We start from the raw sequence: 22083 nt of genomic DNA on the forward strand, positions 1-22083 counted from the left end.
GCGAGCTCTGGTTACTCCTTGATGACGTCCGCGCCTTTGGGGATGTCGAACTTGAACTTGCTGTCCGGCACCGCCTGGTTGGCTTTCACGCCATTGAACAGGATGTTGGTGCGCTGGCCGACGCTGTCGATCAGTTGCATGTCGTTGATCAGGCCCTTGCGGAACGACACGCGCAGCGAGTCGAACAGGGTGTCCTTGGTCTTCGGCTTGAGGGTGAAGTCCATCACTTCGCCCTGCTCCTTCGAGCTGATGTCGAAGCTCTGGCTGATCTTCGACACGTCACCGGACAGCAGCAGCGCCGGGGTCTGGTTCAAGCGCTGGTCGAGCTTCTTGATGGTCGCCTGTTCCAGGTCCGGGTCCCACAGGGTGACGTTCTTGCCGTCGGATACCACCACCTGCTCCTGCGGCGCATCGGTGTGCCAGTAGAACAGGCCCGGGCGCTTGACGGTCATCTTGCCGGAGGTTTCCTGCAGGCTGGTGCCGCCGGCGTCCAGGGTCAGCTGGGAAAAGTTGGCCTCGATGGTCTGCGACTTTTCCAGCAATTGGGTCAGGCGTTGTACGTCTTGCTCACCGGCAAAAGCCGATACGGTGGCCGACACAGAAGCCGCGGCCAGGGCAGAAACCAACAGCATGCGAATCGCGCGCATGGGAGTCCTCATCGAGCATTGAAAAGGCCGGGCGCCACCGTTGGCGCCCGGCAAGGTGTTCGTCAGTCGCGCGGGCCGCCCGGGGCGATCACTTCCCGCGAGCCGTTGCTGTTCATGGGGGTGACCACGCCGGCCATTTCCATGGCTTCGATCATGCGGGCGGCGCGGTTGTAGCCGATCTTCAGTTTGCGCTGCACGGCCGAGATGGACGCGCGGCGGCTTTCCAGCACGAACTGCACGGCCTCATCATACAGGGCGTCGCTTTCCGAATCTTCGCCATCGCCACCACCGCCGCCGCCTTCGAAGCCGCTGCCGGCCTCCTCGACACCGTTGAGGATGTCGTCGTTGTAGTCCGGAGCGCCGCGCAGCTTCCACGCTTCGACGACGCGGTGCACCTCGTCGTCGGAGACGAACGCGCCGTGCACACGAATCGGCAGGCTAGTGCCCGGCGGCATGTACAGCATGTCACCGTGGCCCAGCAACTGCTCGGCACCACCCTGGTCGATGATGGTCCGCGAGTCGATCTTGCTCGATACCTGGAATGCCATGCGGGTCGGGATGTTGGCCTTGATCAGGCCGGTAATCACGTCCACCGACGGGCGCTGGGTAGCGAGGATCAGATGGATACCGGCGGCCCGCGCCTTCTGGGCAATACGGGCGATCAGCTCTTCGACCTTCTTGCCGACGATCATCATCATGTCGGCGAATTCGTCGACCACCACCACGATGGTCGGCAGGGTTTTCAGCGCAGGCGGCTCGTCGTCCATGCTCTCGCGGCGGTACAGCGGGTCATGGATGATCTCGCCGGCTTCCTGGGCGTCCTTGATCTTGCGGTTGAAGCCGGCCAGGTTACGCACGCCCATGGCCGCCATCAGCTTGTAGCGCCGCTCCATCTCGGCCACGCTCCAGCGCAAGGCGTTGGCGGCGTCCTTCATGTCGGTGACCACCGGGCACAGCAGGTGCGGGATGCCCTCGTAGATCGACAGTTCGAGCATTTTCGGGTCGATCATGATCAGCCGCGCGTCTTCCGGGCTGGACTTGAACAGGATCGACAGGATCATCGCGTTCACACCCACCGACTTACCGGAACCGGTAGTACCGGCCACCAACAGGTGCGGCATCTTGGCCAGGTCGGTGATCACCGGCTTGCCGCCGATGTCGTGGCCCAGGGCCAGGGTGACCGGCGATTTCTGCTCGTCGTACTGCGGCGTGGCCAGCACTTCGGAGAAACGCACCATCTGCCGGTTCTCGTTGGGGATCTCGATACCCACGGTGGTCTTGCCGGGGATGACCTCGACCACACGCACACTGGTCACTGCCAGCGAACGCGCCAGGTCCTTGGCCAGGTTGGCGATACGGCTGACCTTCACACCGGCGGCCGGCTGGATTTCGTAACGGGTAATCACCGGGCCCGGGTGGATCGAGTCCACCGCCACTTCCACGCCGAATTCCTTGAGTTTGATTTCCAGCAGCTGGCCGACACCGGCCAGGGATTCCGGCGAGTACTCGATCTTCTTCTGTTCGGCCGGGTCGAGGATGGAGATCGACGGCAAGGTGCCTTCCACCGCGCTGTCGACGAACAGCGGCGCCTGCTTCTCCTTCATCACCCGCTTGCTCGGCTCCGGCGCCCTGGCGGGTGTCGGCGGCACGATCATCGGGGCCGCGGCAGGTGGTTCGCGAGAGATTACCGGCTCACGAGGTGCCGGCGACTCGCGTGGCACCACAGGCTCGCGCGACAGGGTTGGCTCACGTGGTTCGACCGGCTGGGCAGGTGCTTCTTCACGCTTGAAAATGCGCTCGCGCAGCGCCGGCTTGGCCGGTTCGCGCTTGTCGGCGGTCATTGGCGCGGCCTTGACCACCGGTTCATCCTCACGCAGCTGCGCCTCCAGGCGCTTGCGCTCGTTGCGCGCTTCCCACCAACGGTTGGCGGCGCCCTGCACCAGCTCGAACAGGTCGAGGGTGATCTTGCCGGTCAGGTCCATCACCTTGAACCACGACAGGTCGGTGAACACGGTCAGGCCGAACAGGAACAGGGCAATGAACATCAGCGTGCTGCCCTGCACGTTCAGCAGGTTGCGCGCCAGGTCGCCGAGGCTCTCGCCCAATGCACCACCGGCGGAGAACGGCATGCTCGCAGGCGGGTGGAAATGGATATGGGCCAGCGCCGCACCAGACAGCACCAGAAACACCAGGCCGATCAGCCGCCAGGAGAACAGCCAGCCGCTCCAGTCCCAGGGCTGGTGGCGTTCGCGGAAGATCTGCCAGGTCTTTATCGCCAGCAGCAGCGGGAAGATGTAGGCGAAGTACCCCAGCACCATGAACAGGATGTCGGCGAAGTAGGCACCGGCACGCCCGGCGGCGTTCTGCACCTGGTCGACGTTGCTGGTGTGGCTGAAGCCCGGGTCCGACGTATCGTAGGTCAGCAGCGCCATCCACAGGTACAGGCACAGGGCGCCGACAGCGATCAACGCACCTTCCTTGAGGCGATAATGCAGCTGCTGCCGCCACAGAGGGACGGGCAAGGGAGCTGGAGTTGCGGTGGATTTCTTCAAAACGCGTCTATTCCTGCGCGTGCTGCGCGTCCAATAGTGATCGGCCGACGGTGCGGCCAATGAACCACTACTTTTAACATTACTGCCCGCCAGCCGCCATGGCGGCACGCCAGATGGGGATTTGGCCGGGGGCGACTTTCATATAGCTGCAATTTGAGCATGCATTTTCTTTTGTGACAAAGGCTTATGCTGTGTTTTTGCACAGGTGTGACAGCAAATGTAGCGGATGGTGCCTGCGGCTTCATGAATGTGTAGGAAATTGCCTATTTTCATCACCTGTGCCGGCCTCTTCGCGAGCTTGCCCGCGCCCACAGGTACCCCGCAGGCTTCAGAGCCTGCACATGGCCTGTGGGAGCGGGCGCGCCCGCGAAGAAGCCAAAGAGATTGACCCTGCTTTTCACCCGCGCCATGCTGCCCTCTCCCCTCCCCCACCGCACGATAGACCATGCTCACCTGGCTGACCCGCGACTCGCTGACCTTCCCGCCTCTGGAAAAGGCCCTGCATGACCCCAACGGCCTGCTCGCTGCCGGCGGCGACCTGAGCCCCGAGCGCCTGGTGCAGGCCTATCGCCATGGCTGCTTCCCGTGGTATCAGGACGGCCAGCCGATCCTCTGGTGGTCACCCGACCCGCGCACGGTGCTGCTCCCGGACCAGCTGCACGTGTCGCGCTCGCTGGCCAAGCTGATGCGCCAGGGCCGTTACCAGGTCAGCTTCGACACAGACTTCCCCGCGGTGATCGCCGCCTGCGCCGCGCCACGTGACTACGCCGACGGCACCTGGATCACCGACACCATGCGTGCCGCCTACTGCGAGCTGCACCGACGCGGCATCGCCCATTCGGTGGAGGTGCGCCAGGACGGCGAGCTGGTCGGTGGTCTGTATGGCTTGGCCATGGGCCAGTTGTTCTTCGGTGAATCGATGTTCAGCCGCGCCGACAACGCTTCCAAGGTCGGCTTCGTGACTTTGGTCAACCACCTGCGCCAAGCCGGTTTCGTCCTCATCGACTGCCAGATGCCAACCAACCATTTGCACAGCCTGGGAGCCCACGCCATCAGCCGCGCCGAGTTTGCCGACTACCTGGCACGCCACCTCGACCAGCCCAACAGCGCCACATGGCTTTCCTAGGCGAGTTCCCGTAGCTGGCTTACACTTAAACAAAGTCTCACCGAGGGGGTTGATCATGACAGAGTTGGCGCGGTTGAAGTTCTATGCCACTCAACCCCACTCCTGCAGCTACCTGCCCGACGAACAGGCAACCACGCTGTTCCTCGACCCCAGCCAGCCGATGGACGTGCACGTGTACGCCGATTTGTCGGAAATGGGCTTCCGCCGCAGTGGCGACCACCTGTACCGCCCGCACTGCCAGAACTGCAATGCCTGCGTGCCGGCACGCATCCCGGCGGCGCGCTTCATCCCAAACCGCCAGCAACGGCGCATCCTCAAGCGCAACGCCGACCTGACCGTGACCGCCGCACGTCCAGCGTTCAAGGAAGAGTACTTCGAACTGTACCGGCGCTATATCGAAACGCGCCATGCCGACGGTGACATGTACCCGCCCAGCCGCGATCAGTTCTCCACCTTCCTGGTGCGCGACCTGCCGTTCTGCTGGTTCTATGAGTTCCGCCTGGAAGGCCGCTTGATGGCGGTGGCGGTGTGCGACCTGCTGCCCAACGGCCTGTCGGCTGTGTACACCTTCTACGAGCCGGACGAAGAACGCCGGAGCCTGGGCCGCTTTGCCATTCTCTGGCAGATTACCGAAGCCCTGCGCCAGGACCTGGAAGCGGTTTACCTGGGTTACTGGATCAAGAACTGCAAGAAAATGAACTACAAGACACAGTATCGACCTATCGAATTGCTGATAAACCAGCGCTGGGTCACCCTCAACTGAAAGGCATTGGCTTGACACACAGTTTTCGGGCATAATCCACGCCACTTTTTTGCCCGGTGCGGTTATGCGTCGGGCCAACACTGGATCCGAGGGCTCTACTGCATGTCGAAAGAAGACAGCTTCGAAATGGAAGGTACTGTCGTCGACACCCTGCCCAACACCATGTTCCGCGTGGAGTTGGAAAACGGGCACGTCGTAACCGCGCACATCTCCGGAAAGATGCGCAAGAACTACATCCGTATTCTCACTGGCGACAAGGTCCGCGTCGAACTGACGCCCTACGACCTGAGCAAGGGCCGCATCACCTACCGTGCGCGCTAAGCTCAAGCCATGAAAAAGCCCGGCCATGTGCCGGGCTTTTTTGTGCCTTCAGGATTGTAGGGGGCTGCTTTGCAGCCCCATCTATCACGCAACCTCAGCCGTGGTCTCGAAGTCGAACACCAGCTCGCCATCGCGCAGGTCGACGTGCACCACGCCGCCATGCTCGGCCAGTTCGCCAAACAGGATCTCCTCGGCCAGCGGCCGCTTGATCTTGTCCTGGATCAGCCGCGCCATCGGCCGCGCACCCATCTGCACGTCGTAGCCCGAGGCCGCCAGCCAACCGCGCGCATCATCGCTGACCTCCAGCAACACACGCTTGTCTTCCAGCTGCGCCTGCAGTTCGATAAGGAACTTGTCGACGATGCTCTTGATCGTCTCGTGGCTCAGGCGGCCGAACTGGATGATGGTGTCCAGGCGGTTGCGGAACTCCGGCGTGAAGCTCTTGCGGATGACTTCCATGGCATCGGACGCATGGTCCTGATGGGTAAAGCCGATCGAGGCCCGCGCGGCGGTTTCAGCGCCAGCGTTGGTGGTCATGATCAGGATCACGTTGCGGAAGTCGGCCTTGCGCCCGTTGTTGTCGGTCAGGGTGCCGTGGTCCATCACCTGCAGCAGCAGGTTGAAGACTTCCGGGTGGGCCTTCTCGATTTCGTCGAGCAGCAATACGCAGTGCGGTTGCTTGGTGATCGCCTCAGTCAGCAAACCACCCTGATCGAAGCCAACATAGCCAGGAGGCGCACCGATCAGGCGCGACACGGTGTGGCGCTCCATATACTCGGACATGTCGAAGCGCACCAGCTCAACCCCCAGCGCCTTGGCCAGCTGCCGTGCAGCTTCGGTCTTGCCGACGCCGGTCGGGCCGGCGAACAGGAACGAACCGACAGGCTTGTCCGGCGACTTGAGGCCGGCGCGGGACAGCTTGATAGCGGTGGCCAGCGAATCGATCGCCTGGTCCTGACCAAATACGGTCAACTTCAGGTCACGCTCGAGGTTGCGCAGCAGTTCCTTGTCGGAACTGGTGACGTGCTTCGGCGGAATGCGCGCAATCTTGGCGACGATGTCTTCGACCTGCGGCACGTCGATGCGCTTGACGCGGTTGGCCTCCGGCTGCAGGCGCTGGTAGGCACCGGCTTCGTCGATCACGTCGATGGCCTTGTCCGGCATGTGCCGGTCATTGATGTAGCGCGAGGCCAGTTCAGCGGCGGCGCGCAAGGCTTCGTCGCTGTACTCGATGTTGTGGTGGCTTTCGAAGCGCCCTTTCAGGCCACGCAGGATGCCCACGGTGTCTTCGACCGACGGCTCGCTGACATCAACCTTCTGGAAGCGCCGTGCCAGGGCACGGTCCTTCTCGAAAATGCCGCGGAATTCCTGGAAGGTGGTCGAACCGATGCAACGGATCTCACCGGACGACAGCAGCGGCTTGAGCAGGTTGGACGCATCCATCACCCCGCCCGACGCCGCACCGGCACCAATGATGGTGTGGATTTCATCGATGAACAGGATCGCCTGCGGGCGCTTGCGCAGCTCGCCGAGCAGCGCCTTGAAGCGCTTCTCGAAATCGCCACGGTATTTGGTACCCGCCAGCAGTGCGCCGAGGTCGAGGGAATACACCACGCTCTGCGCCAGCAGGTCGGGCACCTGGCCATCGACGATGCGCTTGGCCAGGCCTTCGGCGATGGCGGTCTTGCCCACACCTGCCTCACCCACCAGCAGCGGGTTGTTCTTGCGCCGACGGGCAAGGATTTGCGCCACGCGCTCCACTTCCTGCTCGCGACCTACCAGCGGGTCGATACGGCCGGCACGGGCCAGCTCGTTCAGGTTGCTGGCATAGGCATCCAGCGGGTTGCTCGAAGAGGCGGTATCGCCGCCCTCTTCGTCCTGCATTTCCTGGTCGCTTTCGGAATGCGAACCATGGCCCGGCACCTTGGAGATGCCATGGGCGATGTAGTTGACCACGTCGATACGGGCCACGCTCTGCTGCTTGAGCAGGAACACGGCCTGGCTTTCCTGTTCGCTGAAGATCGCAACCAGCACGTTGGCGCCAGTGACTTCACGCTTGCCGGAGCTTTGCACGTGGAACACGGCACGCTGCAGTACACGCTGGAAGCCCAGGGTCGGCTGGGTTTCACGATCTTCGTCGTTGACCGGAATCAGGGGCGTGGTGGAATCGATGAACTCTTGCAGGTCGTGCTTGAGTTTGTCGAGATTGGCGCCACAGGCGCGCAGAACGGTCGCGGCAGCCTCATTGTCAAGGAGTGCCAGCAGCAGATGTTCGACGGTCATGAACTCATGACGCTTCGAACGGGCCTCCTTGAAGGCAAGATTGAGGGTGACTTCGAGCTCGCGGTTTAACATAGCTTCACCTCATACCCAAGTGGTCGGCGATTAACCGTCCTTCTCGATTTCACAGAGTAGCGGATGCTGGCTTTCCCTGGCGTATTGGTTGACCTGCATAGCCTTTGTTTCGGCGATGTCACGGGTAAACAATCCGCACACTGCCCGCCCTTCGGTATGGACGGTCAGCATGATCTTGGTCGCCAGCTCGCGGTTCAGATTGAAGAACGTCTCGAGCACTTCGACGACGAAATCCATCGGCGTGTAGTCATCGTTGAACAAAACCACCTTGTACATAGGTGGCGCCTGCAGGATCGGCTTGGCTTCCTGAACTGCAAGACCTGAGCCGTCGTCCTCATTCGATTGCGGGCGATCCTGATTGAATGTTAGTCGAATCTCACTAGGTGCATGCATGGAAAGAATTTCATCATGAGCGACAGGTTAAGGTTGTGGGTTGACTGCGAAGGGCACGGCCAGCGCAGGCGCCGGGCGACCTTGACTATCGGCAAAACGGTGTTACAACCAATAAGAACCCACCGTGGTCGATAAAGATCCGCGCAGTCAACCAGATTTTTCGCATGGTTCGTATGCGGATGAGTGGATGATACTCCAGTGATGGAGTCCTTTGCAGAGGGACATAGGGATGGCAAGCGGTAAAGTCAAGTGGTTCAACAATGCCAAGGGCTACGGATTCATCAATGAAGAGGGCAAGGATGAAGACTTGTTCGCTCATTACTCAGCCATCCAGATGGACGGATACAAGACGCTCAAGGCCGGCCAGGCCGTGAGTTTCGAGATTATCCAAGGCCCCAAAGGCCTGCACGCAGTCAAGATCTGCAGCGCTTCCACTGCCGCGCCTGCGCCGACCAGCGCACGGCCAGCCGGCAGCACTGCCGACGCCTGATCTGCTGAGCCGCCTGCCGGTATACGAACAAGCCGGCCGCTTCTTTAATGGAAGCGGCCGGTTTTCCATTGCCCTACATATGCTTGATCATTTCATCGCCAAAGCCTGAACTGCTCACCAGTGTGGCGCCGTCCATCAGGCGCTCGAAGTCATACGTCACGGTCTTGGCGGCAATCGCGCCGTTGGTACCCTTGATGATCAGGTCTGCCGCCTCGGTCCAGCCCATGTGCCGCAGCATCATCTCCGCCGACAGGATCACCGAACCCGGGTTGACCTTGTCCTGCCCGGCATACTTGGGCGCGGTGCCGTGGGTGGCCTCGAACATGGCCACGGTGTCGGACAGGTTGGCACCCGGCGCAATGCCGATACCACCCACTTCCGCCGCCAGGGCGTCGGACAGGTAGTCACCGTTGAGGTTGAGGGTGGCGATCACGTCGTACTCGGCCGGGCGCAGCAGGATCTGCTGCAGCATGGCGTCGGCGATGGCGTCCTTGACGATGACCTCGCGCCCACTCTTGGGGTTCTTGAACTTCATCCACGGGCCACCATCGAGCAACTCGGCCCCGAACTCGTCGCGCGCCACTTCATAACCCCAGTCCTTGAAGGCACCCTCGGTGAACTTCATGATGTTGCCCTTGTGCACCAGGGTCAGCGACTCGCGGTCGTTATCCACCACGTACTGCAGGGCCTTGCGCACCAAGCGCTTGGTGCCCTCGCGAGACACCGGCTTGACGCCAATGCCGCAGTCCTGGTCGAAGCGGATCTTGGTAACGCCCATTTCCTCCTTGAGGAACTTGATCACCTTGTTCGCCTCTGGCGAGCCGGCCTTCCACTCGATGCCGGCATAGATATCCTCGGAGTTCTCGCGGAAGATCACCATGTCCACATCACCTGGCTTCTTCACCGGGCTGGGCACGCCCTGGAACCACAGCACCGGGCGCAGGCACACGTACAGGTCCAGTTGCTGGCGCAAGGCCACGTTGAGCGACCGGATACCCCCGCCCACCGGCGTGGTCAGCGGCCCCTTGATCGACACCACGTAATCACGCACGGCATCGAGGGTTTCCTGCGGCAACCAGGTGTCCTGGTCGTACACCTGGGTGGCTTTTTCGCCGGCGTACACCTCCATCCAGGCGATCTTGCGTTTGCCGCCGTAGGCCTTCTGCACGGCGGCGTCGACCACCTTGATCATTACCGGCGAGACATCGACGCCAATCCCGTCGCCCTCGATATAGGGAATGATCGGGTTGTCAGGAACGTTGAGCGAATGGTCGGCATTGACGGTGATCTTGGTGCCGTCGGTCGGAACCTTGATTTTCTGGTATCCCATGCTTGCACTACTCCGCTGTCGGGTGTGATTGGACATCATGCGATCCACTGAGCCTAAACCACATCTGCCGACCTGCAAGGCATGCGACAACCCGCCACATTGCCGCTTAGTCTTTGGTCTTATAAATGGGCCGATATCACTTGGCCTTGCTGATTAGCCCGAATGGTTTGGTATACTCCGCCGCGACCGAAGGGTCATCGGGGCGATCCCTTGGAAAAATGCGGACCGCCCTTGGCCATGAATGGACACAAAGCCTGGCCATAAAGCCTGGGTTGTTACCGCAGCTCAGCACTTGACGCTCGACTGATGCATCCACCATCACCGCTCGCAGCCTCTCGACTTTCCGCTCATGGCGCTGCCAGGGCGATGCGCCTACCCTGCGCACCACGAGACTCGAGCACGCTCAGCACACAGAGAGTTAACCCGCATGCCCACCCGTTCCAAGATCATCTATACCTTCACCGACGAAGCCCCCGCCCTCGCCACTTACTCGCTGCTGCCAATCATCGAAGCCTTCACCGCTTCGGCTGACATCGCCGTCGAAACCCGCGACATCTCCCTGGCTGGCCGCATCCTCGCCGCCTTCCCGGAGCAACTGGGCGCAGAGAAGCAAGTAGGCGATCACCTGGCGGAACTGGGCCAGCTGGCTACCACCCCGGAAGCCAACATCATCAAGCTGCCGAACATCAGCGCCTCGGTACCGCAGCTGAAAGCCGCGATCAAGGAACTGCAAGGCAAGGGCTTCAACATCCCTGACTACGCCGACGAGCCGGCCACCGCGGAAGAGAAAGAATCCCGCGCCCGCTACGACCGCATCAAAGGTTCCGCCGTGAACCCGGTCCTGCGCGAAGGCAACTCCGACCGCCGCGCGCCGCTGTCGGTCAAGAACTACGCCCGCAAGCACCCGCACAAGATGGGCGCCTGGGCTGCCGACTCCAAGTCGCACGTTGCCCACATGACCCAGGGCGACTTCTACGGCAGCGAGAAAGCCGCACTGATCGAAGCTGACGACAGCCTGCGCATCGAGCTGGTCGGCAAAGACGGCAACACCACCGTACTGAAAGAAAAGACTGCGGTAAAAGCTGCCGAAGTCATCGACTGCGCCACCATGAGCCGCAAGGCCCTGAAAGCCTTCATCGCCGAGCAGATCGCCGATGCCAAGGCTTCCGGCGTGCTGCTGTCGGTACACCTGAAAGCCACCATGATGAAGGTCTCCGACCCGATCATGTTCGGCGTCATCGTCGAAGAGTTCTACAACGACGTGCTGGCCAAGCATGCCGCCGCCCTGGCTGAAGTTGGCTTCAACGCCAACAACGGCATCGGCGACCTGTATGCCCGCATCAAGGACCTGCCAGCCGAGAAGCAGGCCGAGATCGAAGCCGACATCCAGGCCCTGTACGCCCAGCGTCCGGCCCTGGCCATGGTCAACTCCGACAAAGGCATCACCAACCTGCACGTGCCGAGCGACGTCATCGTCGACGCCTCGATGCCGGCCATGATCCGTGACTCGGGCAAGATGTGGAACGCCGCTGGCGAACTGCAGGATGCCAAGGCGATCATCCCGGACCGCTGCTACGCCGGCATCTACCAGGCCACCATCGAAGACTGCAAAGCCAACGGCGCCTTCGACCCGACCACCATGGGCAGCGTACCGAACGTCGGCCTGATGGCACAGAAGGCCGAAGAATACGGCTCCCACGACAAGACCTTCCAGATCAAGGCCGACGGTGTCGTGCGCGTGGTCGACAGCAAAGGCCAGGTCGTTCTCGAGCAGAACGTCGAAGCCGGCGACATCTTCCGCATGTGCCAGGTCAAGGACGCGCCGATCCAGGACTGGGTCAAGCTGGCCGTCAACCGTGCCCGCCTGAGCAACACCCCTGCAGTGTTCTGGCTGGACCCGGCCCGCGCCCACGACGGCGTGATGATCGAGAAGGTGCAGAAGTACCTGAAGGATCACGACACCACCGGCCTGGACATCCGCATCCTGGCACCGGTCGACGCCATCAAGTTCTCCCTGGCCCGCATCCGCGAAGGCAAGGACACCATCTCGGTGACCGGCAACGTACTGCGCGACTACCTGACCGACCTGTTCCCGATCATGGAACTGGGCACCAGCGCCAAGATGCTGTCGATCGTGCCACTGATGAACGGCGGTGGCCTGTTCGAAACCGGCGCCGGCGGTTCGGCACCGAAGCACGTGCAGCAGCTGGTGGAAGAGAACTTCCTGCGCTGGGACTCGCTGGGTGAATTCCTGGCCCTGGCCGCTTCCCTGGAGCACCTGGGCAACACCTACGACAACCCGCGCGCCAAAGTGCTGGCCAATACCCTGGACCAGGCCACCGGCAAGTTCCTCGACACCAACAAGTCGCCTTCGCGCAAAGTTGGCGGTATCGACAACCGCGGCAGCCACTTCTACCTGACCCTGTACTGGGCCCAGGCCCTGGCTGCGCAGAACGACGACGCTGCCCTGCAGGCACGCTTCGCACCACTGGCCAAGACCCTGACCGAGAACGAGGAGACCATCGTCGCCGAGCTCAACGCCGTCCAGGGCAAGCCGGCCGACATCGGTGGCTACTACGCTCCGGATGCCGAGCTGACCGCCAAGGTGATGCGCCCAAGCCAGACCCTGAACAGCGCCATTGCCGCCCTGTAAGGTTCGCTTGAAGTAACAGCACAAACCCCGGCCACGCACCGGGGTTTGTGCTTTCTGGATAAACGATTTCTGGCCGCCAGCGCGGACTCTTTAGGAGCGGGTTTACCCGCGAATGCGATGGCGAATCCACTGACGCATTCGCGGGTAAACCCGCTCCCACAAGGGCTGTGCAGGCCTCTAAGGAGCTGTTCATGACCTGGCAACCCCACATCACCGTCGCCACCATCGTCGAACACGAAGGCAAGTTCCTTTTCGTCGAAGAGTTCAAAGCCAACCAGCACGTCTTCAACCAGCCCGCCGGCCACCTCGAACCCAACGAGACCCTGCCCCAGGCCGCCCTGCGCGAAACCCTCGAAGAAACCGCCTGGGAAGTCGAGCTCACCGGCGTGGTCGGCATCTACCTGTACACCGCCCCAAGCAACGGCGTGACCTACCAGCGCGTCTGCTTCGCCGCCCGCCCCGTGCGCCATCACGCCGACCTGGCACTGGACAGCGACATCGTCCGCGCCGTGTGGCTGACCCGCGACGAACTGCTGGCCGACCCTGCCCGCTGGCGCAGCGAACTGGTGCCACGCTGTCTCGACGATTACCTCAAAGGCCCCTTGCACAGCCTCGACCTGCTGCGCGACTGACGCGCCGCCGCAGGTTTGATAGAATTGGCGTTTTTCCCCCTTTGATACACACCGGTACCCATGACCAGCCCAGCACTCAAAGACCCCGCCAAGACCCGCGTCATCGTCGGCATGTCCGGCGGCGTGGACTCTTCCGTCTCCGCCCTTCTGCTCATGGAGCAGGGCTACCAGGTGGAAGGGCTGTTCATGAAGAACTGGGAAGAAGACGACGGCACCGAATACTGCACCGCCCGTGAAGACCTGGCCGACGCCCAGGCCGTGTGCGACCGCATCGGCATCAAGCTGCACACCGCCAACTTCGCCGCCGAATACTGGGACAACGTGTTCGAGCACTTCCTCGAAGAGTACAAGGCCGGCCGCACGCCCAACCCGGACATCCTCTGCAACCGCGAAATCAAGTTCAAGGCGTTCCTCGACTACGCCCTGTCGCTGGGTGCCGACCTGATCGCCACCGGCCACTACGTGCGCCGCCGCGACACCGGCGGGCTCACCGAACTGCTCAAGGGCCTGGACCCGAACAAGGACCAGAGCTACTTCCTGCACGCCGTCGGCGGCAAGGAAATCGCACGTACCCTGTTCCCGGTTGGCGAGCTGGAAAAGCCCGAAGTACGCGCCATTGCCGAAAAGCACGGCCTGGCCACCGCCAAGAAAAAGGATTCCACCGGCATCTGCTTCATCGGCGAGCGTCGCTTCAGCGACTTCCTCAAGCAATACCTGCCGGCCCAGCCGGGCAACATCGAGACCACCGACGGTGAAGTGATCGGCCGCCACCACGGCCTGATGTACCACACCATCGGCCAGCGCCAGGGCCTGGGCATTGGCGGCCTGAAGGACGCCGGTGACGAGCCGTGGTACGTGCTGCACAAGGACCTGACCCGCAACGTGCTGGTGGTCGGCCAGGGTAATGAACACCCGTGGTTGTTCTCCCGCGCCCTGCTCGCTTCGGAAATTTTCTGGGTCAACCCGGTCGATCTCAGCAACCCGCGCCAGCTCACCGCCAAGGTGCGTTACCGCCAAAGCGACCAGCAGTGCACCCTGGAGCTGACCGACAGCGGCTACCGCGCAGTGTTCGACGAACCGCAACGCGCCGTCACCCCGGGCCAGTCGGTGGTGTTCTACGACGGCGAAGTGTGCCTGGGCGGCGGCGTGATCGAAGCTGCCGAGCCGTGGAGCCCGCGTGCATGAGCAACCTGCAGGAGCAGCTGATTGCGTTGGGCGGTGTGTTCCAGGCCGCCGTACTGGTCGACCGCATCGCCCGCACCGGCCAGGCCAGCGAGGCCAACATCGGCTGCATGCTGGGCAGCCTGCTGGTCCGTGACCCCAAGGACACCCTGGAAGTTTTCGGCGGTGACGACCTGAACCTGCGCGACGGCTATCGCGCGCTGGTCGGTGCGCTGGAGCGCGACCCCAGCAGCCTGCAGCGCGAGCCACTGCGCTACGCCCTGTCGATGCTGGGCCTTGAACGCCAGTTGAACAAGCGCGGCGACCTGCTCGACACCATCGGCAACCGCCTGCCGCAAATCCAGTCCCAGGCCGAGCATTTTGGCCTGGTTCATGAAAACGTCATCGCTTCCAGCGGAGCCTTGTACCAGGACACCCTGAGCACCTTGCGCCAGCGCATCCAGGTGCATGGCGACATGCGCTTCCTGCAGCAGGCCAGCAACGCCTCGAAGATCCGCGCCCTGCTGCTGGCCGGCATCCGCGCCGCACGCCTGTGGCGCCAGCTGGGCGGGCACCGCTGGCAGCTGGTATTCAGCCGGCGCAAGCTGTTGAACGAACTGTACGACATGATGCGCAGCCCCTCCTGACAGGGGTTTGACAGTTCCGGCCTCATCGCCGGCAAGCCAGCTCCCGCAGGATATGCACTGTGCTCAAGACCGGTGCATTACCAGCGGGAGCTGGCTTGCTGGTGATAGGGCCAGAACAGGCAATGCACAATGCCACAGCTGATTTATGGCCCGACCTTTGGTCAGCCACCCGACTCGGGCGCGAAATTCATGTATGATATGCGCCCTTCCAAAAGCCTGACTGTCCGAGAACACCCCATGCAGCTCTCTTCGCTCACTGCGGTTTCCCCTGTAGACGGCCGTTATGCCGGCAAAACCCAGGCCTTGCGCCCCATTTTCAGCGAATTCGGCCTGATCCGTTTCCGCGCCCTGGTCGAAGTGCGCTGGCTGCAGCGCCTGGCCGCCCACCCGCAGATCGGCGAAGTGCCGGCGTTCTCCGCCGAAGCCAACGCCCTGCTGGACAGCCTGGCCACCGACTTCAAGCTCGAGCACGCCGAACGCGTCAAGGAAATCGAGCGCACCACCAACCACGACGTCAAGGCGATCGAATACCTCCTCAAGGAGCAGGCCGCCAAGCTGCCTGAGCTGGCCAAGGTCAGCGAGTTCATCCACTTCGCCTGCACCAGCGAGGACATCAACAACCTGTCCCACGCCCTGATGCTGCGCGCCGGCCGTGACGAAGTGCTGCTGCCGCTGATGCGCCAGATCGCCGACGCCATCCGCGCCCTGGCTCACGCCCACGCCGACGTGCCCATGCTGTCGCGCACCCACGGCCAGCCGGCTTCGCCGACCACCCTGGGTAAAGAACTGGCCAACGTTGTGTACCGCCTGGAGCGCCAGATCGCCCAGGTTGCCGCCGTGCCGTTGCTGGGCAAGATCAACGGCGCCGTGGGCAACTACAACGCCCACCTGTCGGCCTACTCGCAGATCGACTGGGAGCAGAACGCCCGCGCCTTCATCGAAGACGAGCTGGGCCTGCAGTTCAACCCGTACACCACCCAGATCGAGCCGCACGACTACATCGCCGAGCTGTTCGACGCCATCGCCCGCTTCAACACCATCCTGATCGACTTCGACCGCGATGTGTGGGGCTACATCTCGCTGGGCTACTTCAAGCAGAAGACCGTTGCCGGTGAAATCGGCTCGTCGACCATGCCGCACAAGGTCAACCCGATCGACTTCGAAAACTCCGAAGGCAACCTGGGTATCGCCAACGCGCTGTTCCAGCACCTGGCCAGCAAGCTGCCGATCTCGCGCTGGCAGCGTGACCTGACCGACTCCACCGTGCTGCGCAACCTGGGCGTGGGCTTTGCCCACAGCGTCATCGCCTACGAAGCCAGCCTGAAAGGCATCGGCAAGCTGGAAGTCAACGAAGCCCGCATCGCCGCCGACCTGGACGCCTGCTGGGAAGTGCTGGCCGAGCCGATCCAGACCGTGATGCGCCGCTTCAACATCGAAAACCCCTACGAGAAGCTCAAGGAGCTGACCCGTGGCAAGGGCATCACCCCGGAAGCGCTGCTGACCTTCATCGACGGCCTGGACATGCCAGCCGAAGCCAAGGCCGAGCTCAAGCAGCTGACCCCTGCTACCTACATCGGCAACGCGGCAGCACAGGCCAAACGCATCTAAGCTGACCGTCGCGTTCAACGCCCGGCCTGGCCGGGCGTTTTTATTCCCGGACGAAAATTACATTTTTTCAATAGGTTGAACATGAATCCTGATACTCCACTGCAGCTGCTCGGCGGCATCTCGGCCCGCGAATTCATGCGCGACTACTGGCAGAAGAAGCCGCTGCTGGTGCGCCAGGCATTCCCGGACTTCATCAGCCCGATCGACCCCGACGAGCTGGCCGGCCTGGCCCTGGAAGAGGAAGTAGAGTCGCGTATCGTGCTCGAGCACGGCGCGCACCCGTGGGAGCTGCGCCGCGGCCCGTTCACCGAAGATACCTTCGCCGAGCTGCCGGAGAAGGACTGGACCCTGCTCGTGCAGGCCGTGGACCAGTTCGTCCCGGAAGTAGCCGAACTGCTGGAAAACTTCCGCTTCCTGCCCAGCTGGCGCATCGATGACGTGATGATCAGCTTCGCCGCCCCTGGTGGCAGCGTCGGCCCGCACTTCGACAACTACGACGTGTTCCTGCTGCAGGGCCACGGCCAGCGCAACTGGAAAATCGGCCAGATGTGCAGCAGCGACAGCTCGCTGCTGGAGCACGCCGACCTGCGCATCCTCGCCGACTTCGAGCAGAGCGATGAGTGGACCCTGGAGCCGGGCGACATGCTCTACCTGCCACCACGCCTGGCCCACTACGGCGTGGCCGTGGACGACTGCCTGACCTACTCGGTAGGCTTCCGCGCGCCAAGCGCCGCCGAAGTGCTGACCCACTTCACCGATTTCCTCGGCCAGTTCCTGCCCGATGAAGAACGCTACAGCGACGCCGACGCCCAGCCGGTCAGTGACCCGCACCAGATCCAGCACGATGCCCTCGACCGCCTCAAGGCGCTGCTCGACAAGCACATGGGCGACAAGGACCTGCTGCTGACCTGGTTCGGCCAGTTCATGACCGAGCCACGCTACCCCGAGCAGATCGTCGGTGAAGAGCTGTCCGAGGAAGAACTGATCGATGCCCTGGAACAAGGCGCCATCCTGATCCGCAACCCGAGCGCGCGCCTGGCCTGGTCGGAGTTCGAAGAAGACCTGCTGCTGTTCGCCAGCGGCCGCAGCTGCCCGCTGCCGGGCAAACTGCGCGAGCTGCTGAAGCTGGTTTGCGCGGCCGACGCCCTGCACATCGACAACCTGGGCGAATGGCTGCAGGATGAAGATGGCCTTATGCTGGTACAGCAGCTGGTCAAACAAGGAAGCCTGGGATTCGCCAATGAATAAGATTCGTGTGCGCCTCGCCGACTGGCACAAGGACAACGCCGACATCCGCCGCATCCGCGAAGCGGTGTTCATTGCCGAACAGCACGTTCCACCAGAACTGGAGTGGGATTCGGATGACCCGACCGCCGCGCACTTCCTGGCCCTGGAAGGCGACTACCCGATCGGCACCGCGCGCCTGCTGCCTGACGGCACCATTGGCCGGGTCTCGGTGCTGAAGGACTGGCGCGGGCTGAAGGTGGGTGACGCGCTGATGAACGCGGTGATTGTCGAAGCACAGAACCGCGACCTTAAACAGCAGATGCTCAGCGCCCAGGTGCACGCCACGCCGTTCTACGAGCGGCTGGGCTTTCGCGTAGTCAGCGAAGAGTTCCTCGAAGCCGGCATCCCGCACGTGGACATGGTGCGCGACTCGCGCGCCTGATCCACGACCTTCGCACAGGCCCCCCACAAATTCTGAAGATTGTGGGGAGCCTGTGGGAGCGGGTTCACCCGCGAAGAGGCCGGCACAGCCAAGACATCCCCTCTGACAAAAAACCTGTACATCCATCCAGATAAAACTTGCCTCCGCGCCCTCGCTTGCGCATCCTATCGCCCATCACCCCCGATGAAGCGTCCCCGGCCATGCGCCTGTTCCTCTGCGAAAAACCCTCCCAGGCAAAAGACATCGCCAAAGTGCTCGGCGCCAACCGCAAGGGCGATGGCTGCTGGCAAGGCACCGACGTCTGCGTGACCTGGTGCATCGGCCACCTGCTGGAAACCGCCCCGCCCGACAGCTACGACGAACGCTACAAGCGCTGGAACCTGGCCGACCTGCCGATCATCCCGGAAAAGTGGAAAATGCTGGTCAAGCCCAAGACCGCCAGCCAGTTCAAGGCAGTCAAGCGCCTGCTCGGCGAAGCACGCGAACTGGTGATCGCCACCGACGCCGACCGCGAAGGCGAAATGATCGCCCGCGAACTGGTCGAGCATTGCCGCTACCGCGGCCCGGTGCAGCGCCTGTGGCTGTCGGCACTGGACGACGCCTCCATTCGCAAGGCCCTGGCGCGGCTGCTGCCGGGCCACGAAACCTTCAACCTGTACCACTCGGCGCTGGGCCGTTCGCGCGCAGACTGGCTGATCGGCATGAACATGAGCCGGCTGTTCACCCTGCTGGGCCGCCAGTCGGGGTATCAGGGCGTGCTGCCGGTGGGCCGGGTGCAAACGCCCACCTTGCGCCTGGTGGTCGACCGAGACCGCGGCATCGCCGACTTTGTGCCGGTACCGTTCTGGGCCATCGACGTGCAGCTCGAACACGCAGGCTTTGGCTTCAACGCCCAGTGGCGCGCCCCCGATGACGCCTGCGACGACCAGGGCCGCTGCCTGAACCAGGCCCTGGCGCAGCAGGCTGCCGTCGACATCGGCAATGCGGGTACTGCCCGGGCCGTGAAGGTGACCACCGAACGCGTGCGTGAAGCGGCACCCCTGCCCTTCGACCTTGGCACCCTGCAGGAGCTGTGCTCGAAAAAGTTCGGCCTCGGCGCCCAGGAAACCCTCGACATCGCCCAGGCCCTGTACGAAACCCACAAGCTGATCACCTACCCGCGCAGCGACTGCGGCTACCTGCCGCAAAGCCAGCACGCCGAAGCGCCAGCCATCCTCGCCGCCCTGCAACGTTCCGATGCCAGCCTGGCGCCGCTGCAGCCCTATCTGGAGCCGCAACGCCGCTCACGGGCGTGGAACGACGCCAAGGTCAGCGCCCACCACGGCATCATCCCCACCGCCGCTGCCAGCGACCCGTCGCGCCTGCCAGCCAAGCACAAGGCGGTGTACACCCTGATCCGCGCCCGCTACCTGGCGCAGTTCCTGCCCAACCATGAGTACGACCGCACCCAGGCCGACTTCGACTGCGCCGGCCATGCCCTGCGTGCCGTAGGCAAGCAGATCGTCGAACCAGGCTGGCGCCGTGCTCTGCCCGAGGCGCTGACCCCGGCCAAGGGCCGCGAGGCACCACCGGCCCAGGTGCTGCCGGCGCTGCGCGAAGGCCAGGACTGCACGGTGCAGGGCCTGCAATTGAAAGACCTGTGGACCCAGCCGCCCAAGCCGTTTACCGAAGGCGACCTGATCAAGGCAATGAAGAACGTGGCCAAGCTGGTGGACGACCCGCGGCTGAAGCAGAAGCTCAAGGAAACCACCGGTATCGGCACCGAAGCCACCCGCGCCAGCATCATCCAGGGCCTGCTTGACCGCGGCTACCTGGTGAAGAACGGCAAGGCGCTATCCGCCACCCCTGCGGCCTTCAGCCTGATCGACGCCGTACCTCGCGCCATTGCCGACCCTGGTACCACAGCTATCTGGGAGCAGGCGCTGGACATGGTGCAGAGTGGCGAGATGACGCTGGAAGAGTTCGTCGCCCGGCAGTCGGCATGGATGGGCAAGCTGGTCGAACGGTGCAGCGGCATGCGCATGACCATCAGCGGGCCGGCAGCCGGGGCTGCGCCGCCGTGGAAGAAAAAGCGGAGGGGTGGCGGGAAAGGCAAAGCGGCCGCAGGCAAGCCAAGACAGCCTCGAAAAAAGGCGACAACCTGAAAATTTTGCACTCTCAGGTCAGGCCCCTTCGCGGGTAGACCCGCTCCCACAGTTACAGCGCCGACCTCGAGACCGTTGATGACTCTGTGGGAGCGGGTTTACCCGCGAAAGGGCCTGGACAGGAAAACAACAACCCGAGGTAAGCCACAAACCCGGCCAATGCATTGGCGCCATGAAATTTACCTGCTAAGTTTTCATGAAAATAAACACAAGAATTTTCATGAGACCCCTGCATGTTCAAACAATCCGCCCAGCACGTCGCCAGCTACTACGCCCAGACCTACCCCGCCAGCATTCCCCTGCACCCTACCCTGCAAGGCAGCCACGACACCGAGGTCCTGATCATCGGCGCCGGCTTCAGCGGTCTGCACACCGCCTTGCGCCTGACCCAGGCCGGCAAGCGTGTAACGCTGCTGGAAGCCAGCCGCGTGGCCTGGGCCGCGTCCGGCCGCAACGGCGGCCAGGCACTGCTCGGCTGGTCGTGCGACATGCCGCCGCTGGAAAAGGCTTTGGGCACCGAACGCACCCAACGCCTGTGGGCCAGCATGTGCTGGGCCGCCGATGAAATGCGCGAACTGCCCGAGCGCCACGGCTTCGACATCGACTACCGGCTGGGCAGCCTGTGGACCGCCGTACTGCCGCGCCGGGTAAAGATGCTGGAAGAAGCCCTGCATGAGGCCGAACACAAATGGGGCTACGACGCCCTGCGCCTGATCGGCCGCGACGAGCTGCCGCAGTGGATCGACAGCCCGCGCTACCAGGCCGCGCTATACGACGCCAAAGGCGCCCACCTCAACCCGCTGAAGCTGGCCCAGGGCCTGGCCAGCACCATCGAGGCGGCTGGCGGGCGGATCTACGAACAGAGCCAGGTGCTCAACTACCAGAAAGCCGGCGATGGCTATGTGGCCCGTACCGACCGCGGCGAAGTACGCTGCCAAGTGCTGGTGCTGGCCTGCAACGCCTACATCGACCGCCTCGACCGCAATCTGTCGCGCCGCCTATTGCCGGTTGGCTCCTATCAGGTAGCCACCGCACCGCTGGATGCCGACTTCGCCCAGTCGCTACTGCCGCACAACAGTTGCGTGATCGACAACCAGTTCGTGCCCGACTATTTCCGCCTCACCCCGGACCATCGCCTGCTGTTCGGCGGCGGCTGCACCTATCTGGGCGGTATTCCCGAAGATGTCGCCAGCGCTACCCGCCCCTACCTGGAGCGGGTATTTCCGCAGCTGGCCGGGGTAGCCATCGACTATGCCTGGGGCGGCCATATCGACTGCAGCATCCAGCGCACCCCGGATGTCGGTCGCGAGGGCCAGCGCTACTGGCTGCAGGGGTTCTCGGGCCATGGCGTGCTACCTACACTGGCGGCGGCGCGGGCGGTAAGCGATGCCATTCTTGGCGACGACGACCTGCTGGCGCTGTACCAAGGCATCGACAACGGCCGCTTCCCCGGCGGCGACCTGCTGGCGGCGCCGCTGGAGGCTGCGGCCAAGGCCTGGTACCGGATGCGCGACCGCGTCTGATTAGTTGACACAACTCCCCTGTGGGAGCGGGCATGCCCGCGAAACAGGCGTCGCGATGGATGGCACCGG

Annotated in this window: 18 protein-coding genes; 13 read left to right on the forward strand and 5 right to left on the reverse strand. The window is 63.1% G+C overall.

All coding sequences use genetic code 11. From position 1 onward, the window contains the following. Positions 1-11: 11 nt before the first annotated feature. Together lolA and NY023_RS17960 are read right to left on the reverse strand one after the other, a co-directional pair. Positions 12-647 (reverse strand): outer membrane lipoprotein chaperone LolA, encoded by a 636-nt coding sequence (gene lolA / locus NY023_RS17955; RefSeq protein WP_003258873.1) that lies wholly within the window; start codon positions 645-647, stop codon positions 12-14. 62 nt (positions 648-709) lie between these two features. After that, a complete protein-coding gene (locus NY023_RS17960) occupies positions 710-3259 on the reverse strand; it encodes a DNA translocase FtsK (protein WP_372241131.1) in 2550 nt (849 codons plus the stop codon). 385 nt (positions 3260-3644) lie between these two features. On the opposite strand from NY023_RS17960, the gene aat reads away from it, so the two are divergent. From aat to infA, 3 genes are all read left to right on the forward strand, one after another. Next, on the forward strand, positions 3645-4325 hold the full coding sequence (gene aat, locus NY023_RS17965; RefSeq protein ID WP_013973287.1) for a leucyl/phenylalanyl-tRNA--protein transferase: 681 nt from the start codon (positions 3645-3647) through the stop codon (positions 4323-4325). Between the two features lie 55 nt (positions 4326-4380). Then, positions 4381-5088, forward strand: coding sequence for an arginyltransferase (locus NY023_RS17970; protein ID WP_013973288.1), 708 nt, complete (start codon positions 4381-4383; stop codon positions 5086-5088). A gap of 102 nt (positions 5089-5190) precedes the next feature. Then, positions 5191-5409 (forward strand): translation initiation factor IF-1, encoded by a 219-nt coding sequence (gene infA / locus NY023_RS17975; RefSeq protein WP_002553999.1) that lies wholly within the window; start codon positions 5191-5193, stop codon positions 5407-5409. Between the two features lie 84 nt (positions 5410-5493). Here infA and clpA read toward each other — a convergent pair whose 3' ends face one another. Then, positions 5494-7764 (reverse strand): ATP-dependent Clp protease ATP-binding subunit ClpA, encoded by a 2271-nt coding sequence (gene clpA, locus NY023_RS17980; RefSeq protein ID WP_013973289.1) that lies wholly within the window; start codon positions 7762-7764, stop codon positions 5494-5496. A 30-nt stretch (positions 7765-7794) separates the two neighbouring features. Continuing rightward, a complete protein-coding gene (gene clpS, locus NY023_RS17985; RefSeq protein ID WP_013973290.1) occupies positions 7795-8157 on the reverse strand; it encodes an ATP-dependent Clp protease adapter ClpS in 363 nt (120 codons plus the stop codon). A 229-nt stretch (positions 8158-8386) separates the two neighbouring features. On the opposite strand from clpS, the gene cspD reads away from it, so the two are divergent. Further along, positions 8387-8647 (forward strand): cold shock domain-containing protein CspD, encoded by a 261-nt coding sequence (gene cspD, locus NY023_RS17990; RefSeq protein ID WP_013973291.1) that lies wholly within the window; start codon positions 8387-8389, stop codon positions 8645-8647. A gap of 73 nt (positions 8648-8720) precedes the next feature. On the opposite strand, the gene icd is transcribed toward cspD, so the two are convergent. Further along, entirely contained in the window at positions 8721-9977 is a 1257-nt protein-coding gene (icd, locus tag NY023_RS17995; RefSeq protein ID WP_013973292.1) for an NADP-dependent isocitrate dehydrogenase, read from the reverse strand. A gap of 427 nt (positions 9978-10404) precedes the next feature. On the opposite strand from icd, the gene NY023_RS18000 reads away from it, so the two are divergent. From NY023_RS18000 to NY023_RS18040, 9 genes are all read left to right on the forward strand, one after another. Next, entirely contained in the window at positions 10405-12630 is a 2226-nt protein-coding gene (locus NY023_RS18000; RefSeq protein WP_013973293.1) for an NADP-dependent isocitrate dehydrogenase, read from the forward strand. 191 nt (positions 12631-12821) lie between these two features. Then, positions 12822-13262 carry an NUDIX hydrolase gene (locus tag NY023_RS18005; protein ID WP_023662388.1) on the forward strand — a complete coding sequence of 147 codons (441 nt, stop codon included), beginning with the start codon at positions 12822-12824 and terminating at the stop codon, positions 13260-13262. A 60-nt stretch (positions 13263-13322) separates the two neighbouring features. Next, positions 13323-14447 (forward strand): tRNA 2-thiouridine(34) synthase MnmA, encoded by a 1125-nt coding sequence (gene mnmA, locus NY023_RS18010; RefSeq protein WP_013973295.1) that lies wholly within the window; start codon positions 13323-13325, stop codon positions 14445-14447. Next, a complete protein-coding gene (hflD, locus tag NY023_RS18015) occupies positions 14444-15070 on the forward strand; it encodes a high frequency lysogenization protein HflD (protein WP_015270973.1) in 627 nt (208 codons plus the stop codon). The genes mnmA and hflD overlap by 4 nt, the downstream gene beginning before the upstream one ends. 237 nt (positions 15071-15307) lie before the next feature. Continuing rightward, positions 15308-16678: an adenylosuccinate lyase gene (gene purB / locus NY023_RS18020; RefSeq protein WP_013973297.1), complete on the forward strand. Its 1371-nt coding sequence runs from the start codon at positions 15308-15310 to the stop codon at positions 16676-16678. Between the two features lie 81 nt (positions 16679-16759). Beyond that, positions 16760-17926, forward strand: coding sequence for a cupin domain-containing protein (locus NY023_RS18025; protein ID WP_013973298.1), 1167 nt, complete (start codon positions 16760-16762; stop codon positions 17924-17926). Then, the gene (locus NY023_RS18030; protein ID WP_003258855.1) at positions 17919-18347 is read left to right on the forward strand and encodes a GNAT family N-acetyltransferase; all 429 of its coding nucleotides are present in this window, start codon (positions 17919-17921) and stop codon (positions 18345-18347) included. Before NY023_RS18025 ends, NY023_RS18030 begins: the two co-directional genes overlap by 8 nt. A 200-nt stretch (positions 18348-18547) precedes the next feature. Further along, positions 18548-20491 (forward strand): DNA topoisomerase III, encoded by a 1944-nt coding sequence (locus NY023_RS18035; RefSeq protein WP_013973300.1) that lies wholly within the window; start codon positions 18548-18550, stop codon positions 20489-20491. Between the two features lie 233 nt (positions 20492-20724). After that, a complete protein-coding gene (locus NY023_RS18040; RefSeq protein WP_013973301.1) occupies positions 20725-22014 on the forward strand; it encodes an NAD(P)/FAD-dependent oxidoreductase in 1290 nt (429 codons plus the stop codon). The last annotated feature ends 69 nt before the right edge of the window (positions 22015-22083 follow it).

Source organism: Pseudomonas sp. NBB (assembly GCF_032701105.1).
Classification (GTDB): domain Bacteria; phylum Pseudomonadota; class Gammaproteobacteria; order Pseudomonadales; family Pseudomonadaceae; genus Aquipseudomonas; species Aquipseudomonas asiatica.

Excerpts from the sequence above, each read along its gene's own strand:
- icd (WP_013973292.1), bottom strand. The coding sequence starts at position 9,977 with ATGGGATACCAGAAAATCAAGGTTCCGACCGACGGCACCAAGATCACC.
- infA (WP_002553999.1), top strand. The coding sequence starts at position 5,191 with ATGTCGAAAGAAGACAGCTTCGAAATGGAAGGTACTGTCGTCGACACC.
- clpA (WP_013973289.1), bottom strand. The coding sequence starts at position 7,764 with ATGTTAAACCGCGAGCTCGAAGTCACCCTCAATCTTGCCTTCAAGGAG.
- NY023_RS18025 (WP_013973298.1), top strand. The coding sequence starts at position 16,760 with ATGAATCCTGATACTCCACTGCAGCTGCTCGGCGGCATCTCGGCCCGC.
- NY023_RS17970 (WP_013973288.1), top strand. The coding sequence starts at position 4,381 with ATGACAGAGTTGGCGCGGTTGAAGTTCTATGCCACTCAACCCCACTCC.
- NY023_RS18005 (WP_023662388.1), top strand. The coding sequence starts at position 12,822 with ATGACCTGGCAACCCCACATCACCGTCGCCACCATCGTCGAACACGAA.
- hflD (WP_015270973.1), top strand. The coding sequence starts at position 14,444 with ATGAGCAACCTGCAGGAGCAGCTGATTGCGTTGGGCGGTGTGTTCCAG.
- NY023_RS18030 (WP_003258855.1), top strand. The coding sequence starts at position 17,919 with ATGAATAAGATTCGTGTGCGCCTCGCCGACTGGCACAAGGACAACGCC.
- aat (WP_013973287.1), top strand. The coding sequence starts at position 3,645 with ATGCTCACCTGGCTGACCCGCGACTCGCTGACCTTCCCGCCTCTGGAA.
- NY023_RS18040 (WP_013973301.1), top strand. The coding sequence starts at position 20,725 with ATGTTCAAACAATCCGCCCAGCACGTCGCCAGCTACTACGCCCAGACC.
- mnmA (WP_013973295.1), top strand. The coding sequence starts at position 13,323 with ATGACCAGCCCAGCACTCAAAGACCCCGCCAAGACCCGCGTCATCGTC.
- clpS (WP_013973290.1), bottom strand. The coding sequence starts at position 8,157 with ATGCATGCACCTAGTGAGATTCGACTAACATTCAATCAGGATCGCCCG.
- cspD (WP_013973291.1), top strand. The coding sequence starts at position 8,387 with ATGGCAAGCGGTAAAGTCAAGTGGTTCAACAATGCCAAGGGCTACGGA.
- purB (WP_013973297.1), top strand. The coding sequence starts at position 15,308 with ATGCAGCTCTCTTCGCTCACTGCGGTTTCCCCTGTAGACGGCCGTTAT.
- NY023_RS18000 (WP_013973293.1), top strand. The coding sequence starts at position 10,405 with ATGCCCACCCGTTCCAAGATCATCTATACCTTCACCGACGAAGCCCCC.
- lolA (WP_003258873.1), bottom strand. The coding sequence starts at position 647 with ATGCGCGCGATTCGCATGCTGTTGGTTTCTGCCCTGGCCGCGGCTTCT.
- NY023_RS18035 (WP_013973300.1), top strand. The coding sequence starts at position 18,548 with ATGCGCCTGTTCCTCTGCGAAAAACCCTCCCAGGCAAAAGACATCGCC.